At 41.5% G+C, this 20180-nt stretch carries 21 protein-coding genes; 11 read left to right on the forward strand and 10 right to left on the reverse strand.

Going from position 1 to position 20180, the window contains the following annotated elements; all coding sequences use genetic code 11:
• Positions 1-63: 63 nt before the first annotated feature.
• The 7 genes from grpE (at position 64) to ACE1CA_RS23265 (ending at position 6260) form a co-directional block, all read left to right on the forward strand.
• Positions 64-771, forward strand: a complete 708-nt coding sequence (gene grpE / locus ACE1CA_RS23235) for a nucleotide exchange factor GrpE (RefSeq protein ID WP_413277707.1) — start codon at positions 64-66, stop codon at positions 769-771.
• Between the two features lie 122 nt (positions 772-893).
• Entirely contained in the window at positions 894-2855 is a 1962-nt protein-coding gene (gene dnaK, locus ACE1CA_RS23240) for a molecular chaperone DnaK (protein ID WP_413277661.1), read from the forward strand.
• A gap of 174 nt (positions 2856-3029) precedes the next feature.
• Positions 3030-4172, forward strand: a complete 1143-nt coding sequence (dnaJ, locus tag ACE1CA_RS23245; protein WP_413277662.1) for a molecular chaperone DnaJ — start codon at positions 3030-3032, stop codon at positions 4170-4172.
• The gene (locus ACE1CA_RS23250) at positions 4169-4420 is read left to right on the forward strand and encodes a sulfurtransferase TusA family protein (RefSeq protein ID WP_413277663.1); all 252 of its coding nucleotides are present in this window, start codon (positions 4169-4171) and stop codon (positions 4418-4420) included. The genes dnaJ and ACE1CA_RS23250 overlap by 4 nt, the downstream gene beginning before the upstream one ends.
• Positions 4417-5610: a small ribosomal subunit biogenesis GTPase RsgA gene (rsgA, locus tag ACE1CA_RS23255; protein ID WP_459563604.1), complete on the forward strand. Its 1194-nt coding sequence runs from the start codon at positions 4417-4419 to the stop codon at positions 5608-5610. The genes ACE1CA_RS23250 and rsgA overlap by 4 nt, the downstream gene beginning before the upstream one ends.
• Before the next feature lie 33 nt (positions 5611-5643).
• Positions 5644-5877, forward strand: coding sequence for a type II toxin-antitoxin system Phd/YefM family antitoxin (locus ACE1CA_RS23260; protein ID WP_413277665.1), 234 nt, complete (start codon positions 5644-5646; stop codon positions 5875-5877).
• On the forward strand, positions 5874-6260 hold the full coding sequence (locus ACE1CA_RS23265) for a type II toxin-antitoxin system VapC family toxin (RefSeq protein WP_413277666.1): 387 nt from the start codon (positions 5874-5876) through the stop codon (positions 6258-6260). The genes ACE1CA_RS23260 and ACE1CA_RS23265 overlap by 4 nt, the downstream gene beginning before the upstream one ends.
• A 43-nt stretch (positions 6261-6303) precedes the next feature.
• Here ACE1CA_RS23265 and ACE1CA_RS23270 read toward each other — a convergent pair whose 3' ends face one another.
• From ACE1CA_RS23270 to bchH, 7 genes are all read right to left on the reverse strand, one after another.
• Positions 6304-6534: an addiction module protein gene (locus ACE1CA_RS23270; protein ID WP_413277708.1), complete on the reverse strand. Its 231-nt coding sequence runs from the start codon at positions 6532-6534 to the stop codon at positions 6304-6306.
• A gap of 70 nt (positions 6535-6604) precedes the next feature.
• Entirely contained in the window at positions 6605-7066 is a 462-nt protein-coding gene (locus ACE1CA_RS23275) for a DUF29 domain-containing protein (RefSeq protein WP_413277667.1), read from the reverse strand.
• Between the two features lie 39 nt (positions 7067-7105).
• Complete coding sequence (locus tag ACE1CA_RS23280; RefSeq protein WP_413277668.1) at positions 7106-9709, reverse strand: ankyrin repeat domain-containing protein; 2604 nt, start codon at positions 9707-9709, stop codon at positions 7106-7108.
• 167 nt (positions 9710-9876) lie between these two features.
• Complete coding sequence (locus ACE1CA_RS23285) at positions 9877-10098, reverse strand: type II toxin-antitoxin system HicB family antitoxin (RefSeq protein WP_413277669.1); 222 nt, start codon at positions 10096-10098, stop codon at positions 9877-9879.
• Between the two features lie 13 nt (positions 10099-10111).
• Entirely contained in the window at positions 10112-10234 is a 123-nt protein-coding gene (locus ACE1CA_RS23290) for a PIN domain-containing protein (protein ID WP_413277670.1), read from the reverse strand.
• Positions 10231-10467: a DUF2281 domain-containing protein gene (locus ACE1CA_RS23295; RefSeq protein ID WP_413277671.1), complete on the reverse strand. Its 237-nt coding sequence runs from the start codon at positions 10465-10467 to the stop codon at positions 10231-10233. Before ACE1CA_RS23295 ends, ACE1CA_RS23290 begins: the two co-directional genes overlap by 4 nt.
• A gap of 18 nt (positions 10468-10485) precedes the next feature.
• Complete coding sequence (gene bchH / locus ACE1CA_RS23300; RefSeq protein WP_413277672.1) at positions 10486-14166, reverse strand: magnesium chelatase subunit H; 3681 nt, start codon at positions 14164-14166, stop codon at positions 10486-10488.
• A 194-nt stretch (positions 14167-14360) separates the two neighbouring features.
• Between bchH and ACE1CA_RS23305 the strand changes: the two genes are divergently transcribed.
• The 4 genes from ACE1CA_RS23305 to ACE1CA_RS23320 all read left to right on the forward strand — a co-directional run bounded on the left by ACE1CA_RS23305 (position 14361) and on the right by ACE1CA_RS23320 (position 17006).
• On the forward strand, positions 14361-14894 hold the full coding sequence (locus ACE1CA_RS23305) for a hypothetical protein (RefSeq protein WP_486517501.1): 534 nt from the start codon (positions 14361-14363) through the stop codon (positions 14892-14894).
• Between the two features lie 3 nt (positions 14895-14897).
• Positions 14898-15758 (forward strand): cytochrome c biogenesis protein CcdA, encoded by an 861-nt coding sequence (locus ACE1CA_RS23310; RefSeq protein WP_413277674.1) that lies wholly within the window; start codon positions 14898-14900, stop codon positions 15756-15758.
• 187 nt (positions 15759-15945) lie between these two features.
• Complete coding sequence (locus ACE1CA_RS23315; RefSeq protein ID WP_486517502.1) at positions 15946-16125, forward strand: hypothetical protein; 180 nt, start codon at positions 15946-15948, stop codon at positions 16123-16125.
• A gap of 20 nt (positions 16126-16145) precedes the next feature.
• On the forward strand, positions 16146-17006 hold the full coding sequence (locus ACE1CA_RS23320; protein ID WP_413277675.1) for an SDR family oxidoreductase: 861 nt from the start codon (positions 16146-16148) through the stop codon (positions 17004-17006).
• A 93-nt stretch (positions 17007-17099) separates the two neighbouring features.
• Here the strand turns inward: ACE1CA_RS23320 and ACE1CA_RS23325 are convergent, their stop codons facing one another.
• From ACE1CA_RS23325 to ACE1CA_RS23335, 3 genes are all read right to left on the reverse strand, one after another.
• Positions 17100-17552: a hemerythrin domain-containing protein gene (locus ACE1CA_RS23325; RefSeq protein WP_413277676.1), complete on the reverse strand. Its 453-nt coding sequence runs from the start codon at positions 17550-17552 to the stop codon at positions 17100-17102.
• An 88-nt stretch (positions 17553-17640) separates the two neighbouring features.
• Complete coding sequence (locus ACE1CA_RS23330; protein WP_413277677.1) at positions 17641-18684, reverse strand: hemerythrin domain-containing protein; 1044 nt, start codon at positions 18682-18684, stop codon at positions 17641-17643.
• Between the two features lie 220 nt (positions 18685-18904).
• The gene (locus tag ACE1CA_RS23335) at positions 18905-19939 is read right to left on the reverse strand and encodes a hemerythrin domain-containing protein (protein ID WP_413277678.1); all 1035 of its coding nucleotides are present in this window, start codon (positions 19937-19939) and stop codon (positions 18905-18907) included.
• Positions 19940-20180: the final 241 nt, after the last annotated feature.

Consider the following 20180-nt stretch of genomic DNA (forward strand, 5'->3'; position numbering starts at 1 on the left):
AAATCTATTTTTAGAGCAATTAGTTGGCTATAGCTAGCAGTCTCTTAACTGGGTAAGTGGATGATGATAGAAGAATCTAAACAGACAGAACAAACGGAAAATATAGACCCTAACGTTGCTGAAGAGAACAACAATTCAGCCCATCTGGAAACAGAGCTAAACGCGGAAGCGACTGCTACCGATGCTCCTCTGGATCAGGAAGCTTTTTCAGCAGCAGATGCCGCTGAATGGGAAGAAATGGAAGCAGAAATTGCTGCCCTAGAACAGGAGGTAGCTGGATTAAAAGTGCAGTTGGACGAACGTACCAGCCAGTATATGCGAATTGCGGCAGATTTTGATAATTTCCGCAAGCGCAGCCAAAAAGAAAAGGAAGAGTTGGATCAGCAGGTAAAGTGTAGTACCCTTGGTGCGCTCTTACCAGTGGTGGATAATTTTGAGCGAGCCCAAGCTCAAATTAAACCCCAAACAGACGCAGAGAAAAATATTCACAAAAGCTATCAAAGCATTTACAAGCAAATGGTAACGGCTCTGAAAAGTTTGGGAGTATCGCCGATGCGTCCAAAGGGGCAAGAATTTAATCCGAATTTACATGAGGCGGCGATTCAGGAACCAACAAATGAGTATCCCGAAGGAACGGTGATTGAGGAACTGATTCCGGGGTATTTTTTGGGGGAACGAGTCCTGCGTCATGCAGTGGTGAAAGTTGCTGCTCAGGGTGAGCACATGATACCCTCAGAGGAAAGCCAGCCTGCTGAATCACCGGAAAGTTAAGGGTGTGGTGATTTTAGATTTGAGATTGTAAATTCAATTGAAAATCTTTAAAATTTCAATCTACCAAACCTAAGTTACAACAAGCCTGAACAGAAGCACTCTTCGAGAAACTGCCGCGATCTATGGGAAAAGTTATTGGCATCGACCTGGGCACTACGAATAGTTGTGTTGCCTTTCTAGAAGGCGGTCAACCGATCGTCATACCTAACTCCGAAGGTGGGCGAACTACGCCTAGTATAGTGGGATTTGGCAAATCTGATGAGCGGTTGGTCGGTCAACTGGCGAAGCGACAAGCGGTAATGAATGCCGAAAATACAATCTATAGCATTAAACGCTTTATTGGTCGTCGTTGGGATGATACAGAACTAGAGCGCTCCCAAGTTCCTTATAACTGCGTTAAGGGTAAAGACGATACGGTTGATGTAAAAGTGCGGGGAAAAGCTTACACTCCCCAGGAAATTTCGGCGATGATTCTACAAAAGTTGAAGCAGGATGCCGAAAATTTCTTGGGAGAACCCGTAGAACAAGCAGTGATTACGGTGCCTGCCTATTTTACCGATGCTCAAAGGCAGGCAACTAAAGATGCAGGAACGATCGCTGGGTTAGAAGTATTAAGAATTATTAACGAGCCAACAGCAGCTGCGCTGTCTTATGGATTGGATAAACAAGACGAAGAGCAGAAAGTATTGGTATTTGACTTGGGTGGCGGTACTTTTGATGTCTCGATTTTGCAATTAGGCGATGGGGTGTTTGAAGTTAGAGCGACATCTGGGAACAACCATTTGGGTGGCGATGACTTCGACAACTGCATAGTGCAGTGGATGATTGAGAACTTCAGAGAAGCTGAGGACATTGACCTAAGTGCTGATAAAATGGCGCTTCAGAGGTTGCGGGAAGCAGCGGAAAAGGCAAAAATTGAACTTTCCAGTATGGTGACAACCTCGATTAATTTGCCGTTTATTACAGCAGATGACAGTGGGCCAAAACATTTGGAGATGTCACTGACCAAAGCGAACTTTGAAGATTTGGTGAGTCATTTAGTGGAAAGCACCATTGAACCAATGAACCAAGCTCTCAAAGATGCTGATTTGAAGCCAGAGGATATCGATCGGATAATTCTAGTTGGTGGTTCGACTCGGATTCCGGCAGTTCAAGAGGCTCTGAAGAAGTTTTTTAATGGCAAAACTCCGGATCGATCGGTAAATCCAGATGAAGCGGTAGCTTTAGGTGCAGCCATTCAAGGCGGCGTGTTAAGTGGGGAAGTAGAAGACCTGTTGCTGTTGGATGTCACACCCTTGTCCTTGGGAATTGAAACTTTAGGCGAGGTATTTACGAGAATTATTGAACGGAATACGACAATTCCCACCAGTAAATCTCAAGTATTTTCTACCGCTACCGATGGACAAACATCGGTGGAAATTCACGTCTTGCAAGGGGAACGGGCAATGGCTCGTGATAACAAGAGTTTGGGTAAATTCTTGCTCGCAGGGATTCCCCCAGCACCAAGGGGAGTGCCACAAATTGAAGTGTCTTTTGAGATTGATGTGAATGGCATTCTCAAAGTGGCAGCGCAAGACAAAGGTACGGGTCGAGAGCAAAGCATTCGGATTACTAATACGGGTGGTTTGACTCAGGCAGAAGTGGAACGGATGCGGCAAGAAGCGGAAATGTTTGCCGAAGATGACCGGAAACGCAAACAGCTAATTGAAATCAAGAATCAAGCTGATAGCTTGTTCTACAGCTATGAATCGACCATGAAAGATAATAGTCAATTCATTAGCGACGAAATGCAAGCTTACGCCAAAGAAAGGGCGGCAGAATTAAGAGGCGCGATCAACGATCCAGGCATTTCTATAGAAGAGATGAAACAATTAGTAGATGATTTCCAACAAATGCTGTTTGATATTGGTGCAGCAGTATATCAGCAAGCCAACCAAGGTCAAACAGAAGTTGTAGACTCCTACTCTGCCTCCGATCATGAACCTGTAGAAGATCCCCTAACCGTAGCTAGTGAGGACGAAGACTTCGATTTCAACTTTGAAGATGAAAGCACGGTGAGTGCAGATTACGAAGCCGTAGACTAGTAGTAGTTTTGAGTTTTGAGTTCTGAGTTTTGAGTTAAATTCATAACGGAAAATTCATAACTCGAAACTAAAAACTATCCTGCCAATCATGAAGAGAGTTTTGAGTTAAATTCATAACTTAAAACTCAGAACTCAAAACTCATAACTTAAAACTTAAACCTGTACCAGTCCTCTATGTCCACCGATTATTATGAAACTCTAGGTGTTGCTCGCAACGCCGACCAAGAAGAAATTAAGCGAGCCTACCGCCGTCTGGCTCGTAAGTACCACCCAGACGTGAACAAAGAACCTGGGGCGGAAGACCGCTTTAAAGAAATTAACCGAGCTTACGAAGTGCTTTCCGAACCCGAAATGCGGGCGCGTTACGATCGCTTTGGTCAAGCTGGAGTAGAAGGTGCAGCGGCACAAGGCTTTCAAGACTTTGGCGACATGGGCGGTTTTGCCGATATCTTTGAAAGTTTCTTTAGCGGGTTCGCAGGTCAAAGCGGCGTAGGCGGGGGGGCTCGCACTGGACGAAGACCCACAGGCCCGGTTAGAGGCGATGACCTGAGATTAGATTTAAAATTAGATTTTCGCGAAGCTGTGTTTGGTGGCGAGAAGGAAATTCGCATTTCTCACTTAGAAACCTGTGAAGTTTGCAGCGGTACAGGTGCTAAACCAGGGACTCGACCTAGAACTTGTGCAACCTGTACGGGTTCCGGTCAAGTGCGGCGAGTGACACGCACTCCTTTTGGCAGCTTTACTCAAGTTTCTGTCTGTCCTACCTGTAACGGTAGCGGTCAGGTGATTGAAGATAAGTGTGAAAACTGCGATGGTCGAGGCCAAAAGCAAATTACCAAAAAGCTGAAAATTACCATTCCCGCTGGTGTGGATGATGGGACTCGTCTGCGTGTTGCTTCAGAGGGCGATAGCGGTCAACGCGGTGGCCCTCCGGGTGATTTGTATGTATACTTATTCGTCAACGAAGATGCAGAGTTTAAACGGGAAGGAATCAATATCCTGTCACAAGTGGAAATTAGTTACTTACAGGCTATTTTGGGAGGTCGGCTGGAAATCAATACAGTGGATGGCCCACAGGAGTTGATGATTCCCCCAGGTACGCAGCCAAATACTGTTTTAAAATTGGAAAATCGTGGCGTACCAAAGTTAGGCAACCCAGTGAGTCGGGGCGATCATCTGATTACTGTGGATATTGAAATCCCGAATCGGATTACTCCAGAGGAGCGGGAATTGTTAGAAAAGTTGGCTAAAATTAGGGGCGAACGCACTGGTAAAGGCGGTATTGAAGGATTCTTTGGAAATATTTTCCACAAATGAGTAACTCTGCCCTATCAACCCCGGATGCCCAGCTAGACCTGCGAGGCACTCCTTGTCCGATTAATTTTGTCCGCACGAAATTGCGCTTGGAGCAAATGGCTCCCGGTTCTCTGTTGGAAGTATGGCTAGATCCTGGAGAGCCGATCGAGCAGGTTCCTGATAGCCTGACAATGGAAGGTTATCGCATCGAACAAATAGAAGACCGGACTGATTTTTTTGCCATTTTAGTCCGGCGACCTGCGAGTTGAGCGTGAGTGCAGCAGATGACGATAAGGCAGTTTCTCCGTTGTGGGGAACTGTGTTAGCTGTGCAGGCGAATTTTTATCGGGTGAAGTTGGGAGATGGGGAGATGGGGAGATGGGGAGATGGGGGGATGGGGGGATGGGGAGATGGGGGGATGGGGAAATGGGGAGATGGGGAGATGGGGAGAGATCTAGAGCTAGAAACTCCCCCCATCCCCCTACCTCCCCATCCCCTCACCTCTTTACTATGTACCCGGAGGGCGAGGCTGAAGAAAATCGGTCAGCAGGTGATGGTGGGCGATCGCGTGGAGATTGAAGAGCCTGATTGGGCGGGGGGACGGGGTGCGATCGCGCAGGTTTTGCCTAGAGATACGGAACTCGATCGACCTCCGATCGCGAATGCCGATCAAATTATCTTAGTTTTTGCTTTAGCAGAACCGGATTTAGAGCCTTTTCAATTGAGTAGATTTTTAGTGAAGGCAGAATCTACTGAATTGGAGGTGAGTTTGTGTTTGAATAAGAGCGATTTGGTGAGTTTGGAAGTACAAAAAGCTTGGCGCGATCGCTTATCTGCTTGGGGTTATGAAGCAATATTTATTAGTGTTTATGATGGCAGCGGTTTAGATGAATTAACTGCTAAATTAAACAATAAAATTACCGTGTTGGCAGGGCCTTCTGGGGTAGGAAAAACGAGTTTAATTAATTATTTAATTCCTGGTTTGGAACAGCGAGTCGGGGAAGTTTCGGGGAAATTAAGTAAGGGAAGACATACGACTAGGCACGTTGAATTGTTTGAGTTACCAAAGGGCGGTTATTTAGCAGATACTCCGGGTTTTAATCAGCCAGATCTTGATTGTAGTCCAGAAGAATTAACGCAGTATTTTCCCGAAATTAGAGAGCGTTTGGCTGAAGATAGCTGTCAGTTTAGTGATTGTTTACATCGGGATGAGCCTAACTGTGCGGTGCGGGGAGATTGGGAGAGATATGAGCATTATTTGGAGTTTTTGGACAGTGCGATCGCCCGCCAAGAACATTTAAATCAACAATCCGATCCTGATGCAGTTATGAAAGTAAAAACTAAACGCAAAGGTGGGAGTCAATTTGAACCGAGATTAGAGGCGAAAAAATATCGGCGGACTTCCCGGAAAACTCAACAGCAAAAATTGTTGGAGTTGTATGAAGATACGGATATTTGATTAGTTGGTAATTGGTTATCGAAGGGTAAGTTTATGCTAAAAGTAAATGTTTCAGAAGCATCTAAAGATTTATTGAAATTAATTGAAGCAGCAATGAAAGGGGAAGAAATTGTAATTACTAAAGATGAGGAACCTATTGCCAAATTGGTGCCTGTTCCACCAATAAAAAAAACTTGGCCTGCTAAAGCGGGAAGTGCTAAAGGAATGGTAACTATAGCCGATGATTTTGATGAACCAATAGCAGATTTTGAGGACTATCTGCAATGAGATTGTTGTTGGATACTCATACATTTATTTGGTTTGTTACCGATAGTTCTAAACTTAGTTTATCAGTAAAAACGTTAATTGAAGATGAAAATAACGAGAAGCTATTCAGCATAGTTAGTATTTGGGAAATGGCGATTAAACAAAGCATAGGTAAGCTGAGTTTTAATCTGCCTTTTAAGACGTTCATACAACAGCAAATTAGTGCTAATAGTATCAACATCCTAAATATTAATTTAGATCATATTGATGCGGTAGTATCTCTACCTCTTCATCATCGCGATCCGTTCGATCGCCTAATAATTGCACAATCTATAGTAGAACAGATACCTATTCTGAGCGGTGATGCTGTTTTTGATGCTTACTTAGTTCAAAGATTATGGTAAAATCCAGAATATTCAGTGAGTGCTTCAGGATGGAAAACTTATTTCATAGCTCAAGAAGTCGCCTTACTTGTGCTAATGCTTCTTCTCCTGAAATTGGCTCAACAGTATTGTTTTTTATTTCATCTCGCCGTCTTTTTGCTTCAGTTAACCAAGCAGATTGAATTGCTGGATCTGTGTCGAATTCAAGGCTTTCTACAAGTTTTTCAGCTAGTAATGCTCTTGATGTACTGGGTAAAGATAGCAGTTCTTGGGTTAGTTGATCGAGCGATCGCATAGTCACAGAAACGGTTGAAAAAACTGCTTTTAGTGTAGCTTATTTGAACGACAAATACAGAATCATTTGATTAGTCGGTTGTTGGTAAGAAATCAGAATCTAGAGATTGTTCAGGTGTATAAGGACAATCTTCTGGAAAAGTTGTTAATGGTAAACCTGTTTCATCTGCTGCTTGTTCACGAGCATTTTTGTAACACTCAGCAAATATTTCTAGCAAATAAGGTTTTAAACTTGGTGAATCATGCAAATCATCGTTGATGCGTCTGCGATGTTCTCGAATACTTCCTCGCCAACTACCACTGCGAAATTCTGGTTGATATTGCCATTTGAGAAGATGGAGCAGAACTACTATCAGATTATTTTTTAAGCTTTTCCGCTCCCGTTTTGACATATCTGCAATTTCTTCGATTAAATTCGTCCAATCTACATTGGCATAATCTTGATTCTGCAATTGTTCTACTGTGGTTTCAACCCAGTTGACAAAATCTATTTCATAGAGGCTTTTTTGATTAGTTTGAATCTCGGTTGCCATGATGCGAGTATCCTCCTGAGTTGAACTTACGAAGATGCTTTAATCCCACCAGAAGAATAATTTTTGACTGGAAGCCAATTCTTCTGCTAAAAATTCGACTGAACCGCAACCTTGCTCGACAATATCTGAGCAAAAATCATACATCCGTGCTGCTAATTCTTCTGGGTTTTCAATAGGAGTTAAGAACCTTCCGGCTAGGGTATCGTGGGCAATACAGGTTAATACAAAAGGTTGTTCCTGTTCGAGGTCTTTCAACCATTGAACAACATATCCCGGCCCAATGCCATAATTGCACCCGTTGGTTTGGTGTAGGGCGATCGCATCATATTTATCTGTAGTCGGTAAAATGCAAAGCTTTTCTGGCTCCTTTCTGGAGTACTTGAATTCATAGACAAAGCAACCCCGTTGCAAAAATTGGCGTTGCAGTTCTTCGGTTTTAATATCTTTGCGGCGTTTGCTATTGACGTGGATAGAAAACCAACCGGGACGATCTTCACTGATGAGGGTGGGCGTACTGCCACAAATTTCAGCTAAGTCGTTGACTGCTTGCTGATACTCAGGATTTTGGGCAGCATTGGAGAAGTCGGGCGGCAAGAGTTCTTCTCCCCATCGTTCGTCATTTTCTGCAAAATCTTCCTCGTCCTCGAAATCATCATTGTCAGTGGGGCGCTGAGATTGACGCTGCTGAAATTGGCTCAAGTCGGTTCCAGTATATTCGCGCAAAAATGCCAGAATATGCTGTTGACCGTATAGTTTAGCTTCAGATACGGCTGTGTTTCCGTTACGCGATCGCACCTCCAGACTAGCTCCAGCCCCTAACAATATTTGTAGCAAACCCAGGTGTCCTTTTCTTGCCGCTTCATTTAAAGGCGTAGTCTCACAATTAGGCAAATTTGGATCTGCACCTGCTTCTAGGAGTAACTGAACCATTTCAATTACTCGCTCTTCCGGTAACGCCTGCCACTCCCAGCAACTGCCGTCATCTCGGTATTCCCGAATTCCACTCCCCGAACTGCGAACATCTCGATCGACTTCTACATAATGACTTGCTCCAGCAGCTAAAGCTAGTGCAGTATTCCTATCTTGAGAAACAGCATTTACTTGGGCACCTCGATCGAGTAAAAACTCTACCATTTCCACAGTGCCCTTCTCACAGGCAAGCATCAAAGGAGTTTTGCCGTAGGTGACGGACTGATTCACGTTTGCGCCTGCTGCTACTAATGCTTGAACAATATTTAAGTGTCGGTTTTCGGCAGCTAAAGCTAGAGCGGTATAATTTACGGCATCTTGACGATCGGGATTTGCACCTGAAAGCAGCAAAACTCGTACAATTTCAGGATGTCCGCTTTCTGCGGCATACATCAAGGCACTGCGTCCGAAACGAAACCCCATGCTCAGAATCGTTTCTGGATCGCTGTGTTCGAGTAAAGATTTTGGCACGGGTTGTGCGTCAGCACCTCGATCGGTAAGGTTGGGATCTGCGCCTGTGGCGAGTAATGCCTGGACAACGGTCAAATGCCCTGCTGTGGAGGCTAATATTAAGGGAGTGCGATCGCGGGTTTTACGTCGAGCATCTCGTGTATTGGGATTTGCACCTTGCCCCAAACAATCTCGCACCAAAGCAACATTTCCATTCTCGGCTGCAACTAAAAGCCTTTCCTCAAGACTAATCCGGGTTCCATCAATCCCAAATTGACGTAAAACTGCCAAAATCTGAGGATATTCATTCCGTACTGCCCAATCATAAGCTGACAATCCCTCACCGTCTTTGCAATGGGGATCGGCTCCAGCTTCTAATAAAATAGTCAAAGCTTCTGCATGACCGCAACGAGCCGCAATAATTATAGGGGTTGTATCGACGGCATTTTCAGGTTCGGTTGAACGCACTCGGCTTTGAGCGGATACTGATTCAATTTGAGCCATTTCGCTTTGGATTTGGGCTGGTACTTCATCGGTATCTTCCAAACCTTCCAAAGAATCCATTATCCGTCCAACGGTTTCCATAGCGCCAAAAGCGGCTTGCAAGTTAGAGGCAGTTTCCCTCTGGAGCTTCAAGCGATTCAAGGTAATATGCGATATGTTTATATTTACATTCGCTCCTGCTGCAATCAAAGCGCGAATCACTTCGGGAGAGCCTTGAGCAGCTGCCATTGCGATCGGTTTGGCTGGGTTAAAACTAGATGCCCCATTGGGATTTGCGCCTGCTGCAATCAGCTTGAGAGCTATGTCGGTATGTCCGTGTTCGATCGCGTCTTGTAGCGGAGTACTAATACTACTCCCAGCATCCACATCGGCTCCAGCCGCAATCAGTAATTCAACAATTTCTGTATATCCTTGACGTGCTGCTGCTTGAATCGGTGTACCTGAATAGGTAGAAACGTTGACATCAGCCCCTTTTTCAATCAAAACGCGAACTGTTTCTACTCTACCTGTAAAAATTACCCACACTAAGGCGTGTTTCAGTTCGGGGTCTTCCGCTCCAGCTTCAATGAGGGCACATTTGATATTATCAGCGCCGTGAGGGACGAGTTGGTAAGCAGTCCGATCGCCTTTTTTCGCATTAGGATTAGCTCCAGCAGCCAGCAGTTCTTCAACCCGCTGAAAGTTTTTAGCTTCGATCGCAGCTATCAGTTGCTCATCCATACATCATTAATTGAAATTGGGTTGGTGTTTTTAGTGTAATTGATGCGATCGGTTTGTATAATTAAATATTTCTAAATCTTTGCAAATATGAATGGTAGGTTTTTTACCTTCATGAAGAAACAAGCAGCCGTTTAATTCTAAATATTGAATGAGTTCTCTTCGTTTCACTAAATATTCACCTTGATCTGTTCGCGGATTACATCTTTACCAGAAAGTTCTCTTTCAGCTAGTTCGCGGTTAGATATTAGGATTAATTCTATAGCTTCTTGTAAACTTTCTCTTGCTTCTTCCAAGGTTTTTTCCTGTACATTGGCACCGCATAACTCTTCAACATAGCCAATATACCAGTCGTTTACTTTTTCAAAGATTGCAGTAAATGTGTTTGACATAATTTTGATTAATTTAAATCGGATAATTACTGGGAACAAAGATAGCTTCAGCTTCCGCGTAGTATTGCTGAACTGAAGCGTCTCCTTGAAGTAAAGCAATGACAATATTTGTATCTAACAGGAATCTACTACTCATTCACACCAACTTTTCAAATCTGCCTGTCCCCAGTTTTCCTCTGCTGCCTCTAACATAATTTTTGCATCTTCATGGGAAATAGTACCTGCAAATTTCAGCAACTCTTTACCTGGTACGCCAACCGGGTTTTTCATCGCTAAAAATCGCGCAAAGTCCAGCACTTGCTGTTGTTGTTCATCACTCAATTTATTAAGTTGAGCCATAAGTTCTTTTTCTAGTAATGGATTAATCATCGTTCAATTTCCTCCAAATCAAACTGTAACACCTTCCAATTCTTCATCTGTCAATTCATACAACTCCCGCAATTTTTGCAATTTATCTTTACTTGGTTGCCAAAAACCACGCCCATTTGCTTCTAACATTCTGCCGATAATATTGCGGAAAGCTTCGGGATTTGCTTTGCGTAATTTCTCTGCCATTTCTGCATCTAAAGCATAAGTTTCCGCAGCTTGATCGTAAACCCAATCATCAGTAAAATCAGCAGTACCACCCCAACCAATTAACGCTGTCATCCGTTGGGAAATTTCATAAGCGCCACCACTACCTTGATCTGCCATTGCTTCTGCCCATTTGGGATTTAATAATTTTGTGCGATACTCCATTCGCAGCAAATCTTCTAAATTGCGGGGAGTTGTATCTTTAGAAAAACTTTCCACAAAACTCGCACTAACCTTTTTTCCTCGTTGTTTTTCTGCCGCTTTTTTCAATCCGCCAGTGTTAGCGTAATATTCCTGAATGTCAGTTAAACCATATTCAACGGAATCGATTTGTTGCACAACTCTTTCGGTTGTTTGTAGCAATTGGTTGAGGATTTCGGTTCGCGCTTCTCCTTTATCTTTTCTGCCAAAACTGAAAGCATTTCGCCCTTGCCAAGTGTTCGCTAATTCATCGCCTGTTTCCCAATTTGAAGCAGTAACTTGGTCATTTACTAAGGAACCATAATCACCCGCAGGATTAGAAAATAAGCGTGCAGTGGCATTTTCTACACCTTGTTTTTTCAATGCTAAAGCGTGTTTGCGGATAAAGTTTTGCTCTTCTGGTTCATCCGCATCAGCTGCACGTTGAAACAAATCATCTAAAAGTTCGATAATGTTAACAAAACTATCGCGGAAAATACCGGAAAGATTTGCTAACACATCAATTCTAGGATGTCCGACTTCTGCTAATGGTTTTAATTCGTAACGAACAATTCGCCCAGTACCTTCTTTGATTGGTTCAGCACCTACTAATTCTAAGAGAATTCCCAGAGATTCACCTTTAGTTTTAATGGCATCTAATCCCCACAACATTACCGCTATTGTTTCGGGATATTGTCCGTTTTCTTTGAGGTTTTGGGCGATGATTTTTTGACCAATTTCTCGCCCTCTTTCGTAAGCAGCAGGTGAAGGCATTCTATAAGGATCTAAAGCATGAATATTTCTCCCAGTTGGCAAAACTCCCGCACCATCTCTTAATAAATCACCTCCGGGCGCAGGGGGAATATATTCGCCATTTAATCCCCGCAATAAATTAGTTAATTCATCGGTTGTTTGCATCAACAAATTACGAATTTGATTTGTGTCTGTTGTGAGGACTTCAGTCCTCTCCTCCCCAAAATAAGCATTTAGGTAAGATGCCATTTCTTCTTCGTTTGGTGGTTCTCCTAAAACGTGCAAACCGGAAGAAAAGAGACGATTTTCCAAAACTTGCAGGTATTCGTAAAGCTTCACCAAGTAATTATTAAAAACATCAGCGCTAAACATTCTGACGTTTTCAGGAGTGAAGTCAATTCCTAATTTTCTTGCTTCTTCTAATGGGCAATCTGCATCTAAACCAGTATCGACAATCTTTTTACAAATTGCTTCTTTGAGGACATAGTTCTTTTGCGGATCTTCCCGATATTCTGAAATTAAATCGCGCAAAGTTACTAATTCTTTGTACAATCCTGCACGCCCGTAAGGGGGGACGTTGTGAGAAATTAGTACGCCGTAACCACGCCGTTTTGCTAACATTGATTCGGAGGGATTGTTGGCGGCATAAATATACAAGTTTGGGAGATTTCCTAAGAGAATATCTGACCAAGAATAACCTGTATTTCCTAATGGCGATCCGGGCAACCATTCTACTGTTCCGTGCATTCCGAAATGTACGATCGCATCCCCCTCAAACTCATTCTGCAACCACTTATAAAAAGCTGCATATTGCGGATGTGGCGTTAAATCTTTCTCAAACATTAACCGCATTGGATCGCCCGAAATCCCTAAAGGTGGTTGTACGCCAATCCAAATATTTCCTAATTGGATTCCGCCAATTTGGTATTCATCTTCATAAGTTTTAATTCCTGTGTCGGTGAGCGACTTCCATTGTTTTTCGATACGATTTGTTAATAAATATCCCAACCATTTCTCTAAAGTGTGGACATGAACTTTATTAACCTCATTAAATTCTTCCCTACTTACCTTTTCTGCATCTGCTTCTTTCACTAAGCGAATTAATTCTTCGCCATCTTCGGGAATTTCTCCGACTTTGTAACCTTGTTCTTTGAGTGCGTTTAGGAAGTTAATTAAACTTTTGGGAACGTTCAATAAAGCAGCGGTTCCTACTGCGCCATATCCGGGCGGGAAACCATATAAAATAATGGCGATTTTCCGTTCTGCTGGGGGTTTTTGGCGTAAGTTAATCCATTTTTTCAATCTTCCGGTGAGGCGTTTTACTCTTTCGGGAATTAGGTAAATGTCTTCTCCGACTAAACCGCCAAGGGGTACGGGATCGATCGCCCCATCCAACTCAGGAAGCGCGTACAAAACTACACTTTGTAACCCACCAATGCCTTGACGAGTCCAAGAATGAATGTCTTGAATTAACAATGGTGCTGATACAATATAAGGTACATTCTTCGCAGTTAAAATGCGTTTTGCTACCTCTACTTGTCTTCCTGCTTCCATTGAACCAGCAGGCCCACCAACTAACGGAAACCCGATAGTAGAAACAATCGCATCGACTTCTACTGCTTCATCCGATAAGGAAGGAGTTTCGATTTTTCCCTGCTTTCTTTGCGCGGTTTCATAAGCGGTAGTCATCCAATCTCTAACCGCAACATGACCTTCTACGCCGTTAATAAAAATTGGTAAAGGTGTTAATCCTGCTTTTTCAAATTCACGAATTAATTGAGGAATGTAAGGTTGTTTGGTAATAACGTGCTTGCGATAAAGTAGAATTCCTACTGTTGGGGACTGGGGACTGGGGACTGGGGACTGGGGATTGGGTAAGGTTTTGATTTTTTGTTGATACCAGTCAAGATATTTTTGAGGTGATTCAAAATATCCTTGAAAATCTGGGTGTAATAAACCCATGTTGGGGGTTTCTATTGGTGGGGGGATTTCGCCAACTTTTAACCCTAAATATTTTTCTGCTATTGTCCAGAACATTGCGGAAACATTTTCGGTTCCGCCAGCGTTCCAGTATCCGTAAATAATTAACCAGTTGCGTAAGTCTTGGACTTTCTGTACTGGGACAAATTTTAATAATTTTGGCCCTACTTTCAAAAAGCTGATGTAACCTGCAAGTTTATCTTCTTCTCTGCCGTTGCTGAATTTGTCTAAAATAAATTTAACTGGTTTGGGCATTCCTTTGGGTTTGTCGCCAATTTTGAAAGCGCCAATTTGAGTTAAACTCATTAATTCTAATGCTGACTCGAAAACTAAGCGAATGGGTATGTTTTTAACTCTTTCTTGTAACCATAAAACTTGGTCATAATCAAATAGTAAACTACCAAAAAAGACATCTGCGCCTTGTAATGCTGCTTCTACTTTATCGGGTTCGGTGGCGATCGCGCGATCGCTAAACACCCGAATGTCCAACTCAGGACAGCGTACTACAGCTAACTCCGCCGCTTTGCGGTACAATTGGGCGTTGAAAGATTCAAATCCAGCAATCAGAACTATGCGTTTCATGACTTAAGCTAAAAAACTTTCTCCTTCTTTCGATCATAAAGCGATCGTCCGGTAAATTTAAAATACTTCCTGATTATGAAAAAAAACCAGGAAAAATGGTTCAAACAGGTAGAACTGTGGGAATACTATTGTAAGCTGGAAAATTAATCAATTAACAGCTACTCGATCTTTTGCTCATCCAATTTGCCAAACTTATGGAATCAATGACAATCATGCAATTTGTCAAAATTAGCCTACCCACAGCGATTCTCACTTCGTTAGCACTAATTTCTAGCTGTTCTTCAATTAATAACTCTGAAAAAGTAAAAGCTCAAACATCGCCAACTGCAACTCCAACAATCTTAGCAGTAACTAAATCTATTCCTACTAAAAAATCTGTATCTCTATTACCATCTGCCAATTCTAATGTGATTCCAGAAGTTGCTTTAGCGAATCATTTAAAAAAAATAAATGCCAAAATGTACGCTACTTTTTGGTGTACAGTTTGTAATTGGCAAGAGCGACAATTTGGCACTGAAGCGGACAAAATTATTAAAGAAAGTATTCGCATTGAATGCGATCCTCGCGGAAAAAACCCGCAAACAGAACTTTGTGACAAAACCAATATTAGAGCTTTACCTACCTGGCAAATTAATGGCAAATTATATGAAGGTGGTATTCCTTTAAAAGAACTTGCTAATATTTCTGGTTATTCTGGCCCTAGTAATTTTAAAAATTCAGGAAATTAATATATGACTCTTAGTAAATGGTTTGCAGAAAAATTAACTAAGCCTAAATTTTCTAATTGGTTCTTTTTTGGCTCGTTATTTGGGGCGACAATTTTAGTAATCTTAGTCAGTAAATATTTCATTGCAAATAGTATATCAGAAGCGATCGACAATTTTGTTTTGGGAATAGGCGATCGCTATCAGCAATGGTTCTCCGAACAAAACACAAATAATCCCCTAGTTTTATTTTCTCTCTCATTTGCTGGCGGTTTAATTGCCAGTATTTCTCCTTGTATTCTGTCTTTACTTCCTATCAATCTCAGCTACATTGGTACTCGTGAAATTACCTCTCGCTGGGATGCTTTTACCAAAGCTGGAGCATTTGTTTTAGGTGTAGTAACAATGCTCAGTTTATTTGGGATATTATCTTCTTTTGCCACAATTATTTTACTTAAATATCGAGGTTTTGTTCAGCTAATTGTCGGCATAATCATTATTTTAATGGCACTTTCCCTATTAGGAATTATCCGTTTACCTCTGCCCAAAACTAACTTTAAAATTCCCATTTTTGGAGCTTATGGTGTGGGTTTAACTTTCGCTTTAGTCAGTTCTCCTTGCACGAGTCCAATTATGTTTGCGGTGTTAGCTGCTTCCTCTACGACAGGTTCACAATTGCAAACTACTTTAGCAATGGTTTTTTATGCGATCGGTTACACAGCAGTAATTTTTCTTGCTAGTTTGTTCGCAGGTTTAGCTAAACAAACTCGCGGTTTATTGAAATATTCCGAAAAAATTACTCACCTTGGTAGTTTGGCTTTAATATTAATTGGCTCATACTATTTAATTGATGGTATTAGTTGGATTGTTTCAACGATTAAGTTCTGACCAATTAGCCAATTCTCTATCCATAGGTTGATAAAGTAAAAACTGGTAATCGTTAACCTGAAACATAGCTGAGAAAGCAGAATTTTACATCGGATGGGAGTTTTATCGCTGTGTCCCATTGTTGTGCATCGAAGGAGAGCGACGGCAGATGTATAAACGGTGTAAAAATGCCAAAGATTAAAGAGCGGTGTGGAGTTTTTGTCGCTTCCTCCACTTAGTTATTACTGGCGAGGAAATTAAAGTTTCCCTCAGAGCGATCGCAGGTAGTAAACGCATTATTAAACAATCTCAGTTGCCATTATTTCCAAAGTTTGAAAAGCACAATTTTACAATTGGGTTGCTGTCAATTTCGGGTGCAGTTTTTTGAAGATTCTCCAGTAAAATATTATGCCATCAAAGCAACAGTTACAACCACCTCAAAAGCAAGAAAAACAACCTGGTATTGAGTCAGAAATGACTCCCAAACCAAAATCAGATGATGCTCAATATCAGGGTAGTGGAAAGTTACGGAATAAGGTAGCTTTAATTACTGGTGGTGATAGTGGAATTGGTCGCGCAGTGGCGGTCTTTTTTGCTAAAGAAGATGCAGATGTGGCGATCGCCTATTTAAACGAACATGATGATGCAAAAGAAACAAAAAGATTAGTAGAACAAGAAGGTCGTAAATGTATTACGATCGCAGGTGATATAGGTGACGAAAACTTTTGCCAAGAAGCAGTAGAAAAGACAGTTAATGAGTTAGGAAAGCTCGATATTCTGGTTAACAATGCTGCGGAACAACATCCTCAACCAAGCATAGAAGATATTACCGCCGAACAGTTAGAACGTACTTTCCGCACCAATATTTTCTCAATGTTTTTCTTAACTAAAGCTGCACTTAAACATTTGAAAGAAGGCAGCACAATTGTTAACACTACCTCAGTTACAGCTTATAAAGGTAATCAACAATTGCTGGATTACTCTTCAACTAAAGGAGCAATTGTTGCCTTTACGCGATCGCTCTCCCAATCCCTAACTGAAAAGAAAATTCGCGTTAACGGTGTCGCACCTGGCCCTATTTGGACACCTTTAATTCCCGCAACTTTCCCAGAAGATAAAGTTGCCACCTTTGGAAAACAAGTACCAATGCAACGTCCCGGACAGCCAGAAGAAATTGCACCTTGCTATGTATTTTTAGCATCAGATGATTCTTCTTATATGTCAGGTCAAATTTTGCATCCCAATGGCGGCGAAGTCGTCAACGCTTAAACAGATTTGAGAGTTATTCTCTCTTACTTGTTGATAGTTGTAGGGTGCGTTAGCGAAAGCGTAACGCACCATTTTTTACTTAATAACCCTTGATTAACTAGAAGCAGAAATCTCTTTTTCTAACTTGCTTTTAGCCTCTTGAAACTCCTTAGCAAGTTCCTTCATTTCTTGTTCATCCATGCTATCACTTACAGAAGGTAAAATTTCGCTTTCTTCTTCTTCAACGTGATGCTGAACAGCATCTTTTAATTCCTCAATTGTAGCCATGAATTCAGAATCGCTAGGACGCATAGATTTAAGTTCTTCTAGCAGTTCCTTAACTTCAGTATGTTCCTCTTCAGCTTCCTCTACCATGTCATGAGTTTCATCGTAGTTCCGCATAGTTGGGTAGATGGTTAACTCTTCAACCTTCGCGTGTAAAGTTAACTCAGTATAGATTTCATCAAACAATTTTTGCATTTTTTTGGGGTCTTTAGCTTTCTCCATTTCTGAAAACAAAGACTCGACTTTGCGATGGTCGGATTTAATTAATTCGATAACATTCATTGCGGTTTCTCCAAGAAAAATATTAACAAAAATCCCACCACCTGACAAAGAAATGGTGGGAAAGCCAAGTTGTTAAATGAGCAATTAATTACTTCATGGAAGCAGCCATTTGATCTTGAATCTGGCTTTTAGCTGATTTGAATTCGCTAGCTAACTGTTCGCGTTGTTGTTCGTTACAGTTGTTACCGATCGCAGCGAACATAGTGCTTTCTTCTTGACGAATGTGATCGCCAACTACATCCATCAGTTGCTTAATTCTTTCTTTGAACTGAGAATTAGCAGGATCGATCGACTTAATTTCATTCAACATCCGCTCCATTTCTGCTTGTTCATCAAACAGTTCTTGGGTGTTATCATCACCGTAGAAAGGGCGAACTTTTGGATAAACAACTTGTTCTTCCGCTTTGGCGTGTACTAACAAATCTTTGTACATTTGACCGAATAATTCTTCCAGTTTGGAAACATCTTCAGTCGCGCCCATTTCGGTGTAAATTGTGTTCACTTTATTGTGATCCAATCTGATTAAATCGCGAATATCCATGTCTTGTTTATCAGTGTTTTGGGTAGCAGCACTACCAAACACACCTGATAAAGCGGCGACTGCATCTTGCACTCTTCCCCAAAGTCCTTGTTCAGGGTCTTTGCCAGTTAATTCACGAGTTCCAAGAAGCTCAATTACTCCTTTGAGTTGTTCTTGATGAGCGCGATTTTCAAAGTTAATGGTGTTTAAAGGTGCGATCGCAACTGCAACATCAGCACCCACAACTTGAGAGCATTTATGAATTAAAAGCCCAGCCATTACTTGCTTATGCTTTAATAGTTCGTGCTGTCCTACTTTTTGGAATAATTTTAATTCCGAACCTTGCATTAATTGTTGAACTTGCTCAATCATTTGCTTGGTGACATCGCGAGGTTCCGCCTTGACACCATACTGCACCATTACAGTTTCTAAAACACCCATATTCTTTCGATCGTCATCCAACATCTTTTGAAAGCGATCGCGAACATCAGAGTCAGAAATTTCGGAAATAAACTGTTGCTCATTAGCAATTAACAACTTTTGAAGTTCTGCCATATCTGCCAATTCCATAGCAATAGCAGAACGTTTTACATCATCTAAACTTTTTACCATCTCGTGTTTCCTTTCTCATGAATTATGGAATTAGTCCATACTTTGAGAATGTCATACAATTTACAGTTAATTCATCCTTCTCTCGACCGATAAAAAAGACTCTAAAAAGAAAATAAATCTTTCCAAATTAGTAAAAAGAACAATTACAAAACTCCAGAAAAATCTAGGGGCTACAGTTAAGCTCCCTAGATTTAACTTGCTTGTTGTGTAGCTGTTAAGCTTATTTCATAGCAGCCATTTGGTCTTGCAATTTGCTCTTAGCAGCTTTGAACTCGCTCGCCATTTGTTGCTGTTGCGCGTTGCTGAAATTATCCCGAATTTTGGGGAACATTTCATTTTCTTCTTGATTAATGTGATGCTGAGTCATCTGTGCTAACTGCTTAACTTGCTCTTTGAATTCAGCAGAACCAGGACTCATAGACATAATTTGATTGAGCATTCTTTCTTGTTCAGCTTGCTCTTGATACAAATCTGATGTCTTTGAGTAATAAGGACGTACTGCGGGATAAACAACTTGTTCTTCCGCCTTAGCGTGTGCTGTCAAATCTTTGTAAAGTTGACCAAAGAATTCTTGTGCTTTTAATGGATCGTTCGCAGCTTCAATTTCCATGAACAAGGTGTTAGCTTTAGCATGATCCATGCGAATAATTTGCTCAATTGTCATATCAGACATACCAGAATTTTGGGTGAGCACGCTACCAGCAACTCCAGAGAAAGCAGCGATCGCATCTTGAACTCTCGCCCAAATACCTTGATCGGGATCTTTTCCAGTCAGTTCCCGCACGCCTAAAATTTCTAAAATACCTTTCAATTGTTCTTGATGTGCCCGATTTTCAAAATTGATGGTATTTAAAGGAGTAATTGCAGCTTCAATATCAGCACCCACAACTTGTGCAGCTTTATGAACTAACAATCCTTTCATTACTTGAGCGTGTTTCAAAAGTTCATGTTGAGAGAACTTTTCAAATAAAGTTAACTCAGAACTTTGCATCATTTTTTGAGCTTTCTCAATCATTTCTTGAGTCGTTTGTTTTGGCTCTGCTTTGACACCATATTGGACGATTACTGTGTCTAATACGCCCAGGTTTTTCTGGTCATCATTCAGCATTTCCCGCACTCGATCGCAGATTTCTCGATCTCCGCAAGCATTCAACAGCATTTGCTCATTGCTGATGATTAAGTTTTGGATAGCTTTCATGTCTGCTAATTTGGTAGCAATAGCAATGCGCTTGGTGTCGTCAAGAGTCGATACCATGTTGTTCTCCTCTGTGTTTATTCTCTTAATATCGCCAAAGTTATCTAGTCTTATCCTGCAATAGGAATCCAGTAATTACCTCTCTCTTTTGACGGAGTTAAAACCCTTAAATTCTCTTCAATTAGTATTAAATAATCTTGATGTTTTTCAGATTACATTTGAGGTCTAACTCAGAAAAAACGCTAATATTTTCTTGAAATTCTACTCTCAGATAGATAAATTTTTCTATCATATACTTCGT

The organism is Floridaenema evergladense BLCC-F167, from assembly GCF_041929205.2.
Lineage (GTDB): Bacteria > Cyanobacteriota > Cyanobacteriia > Cyanobacteriales > Aerosakkonemataceae > Floridanema > Floridanema evergladense.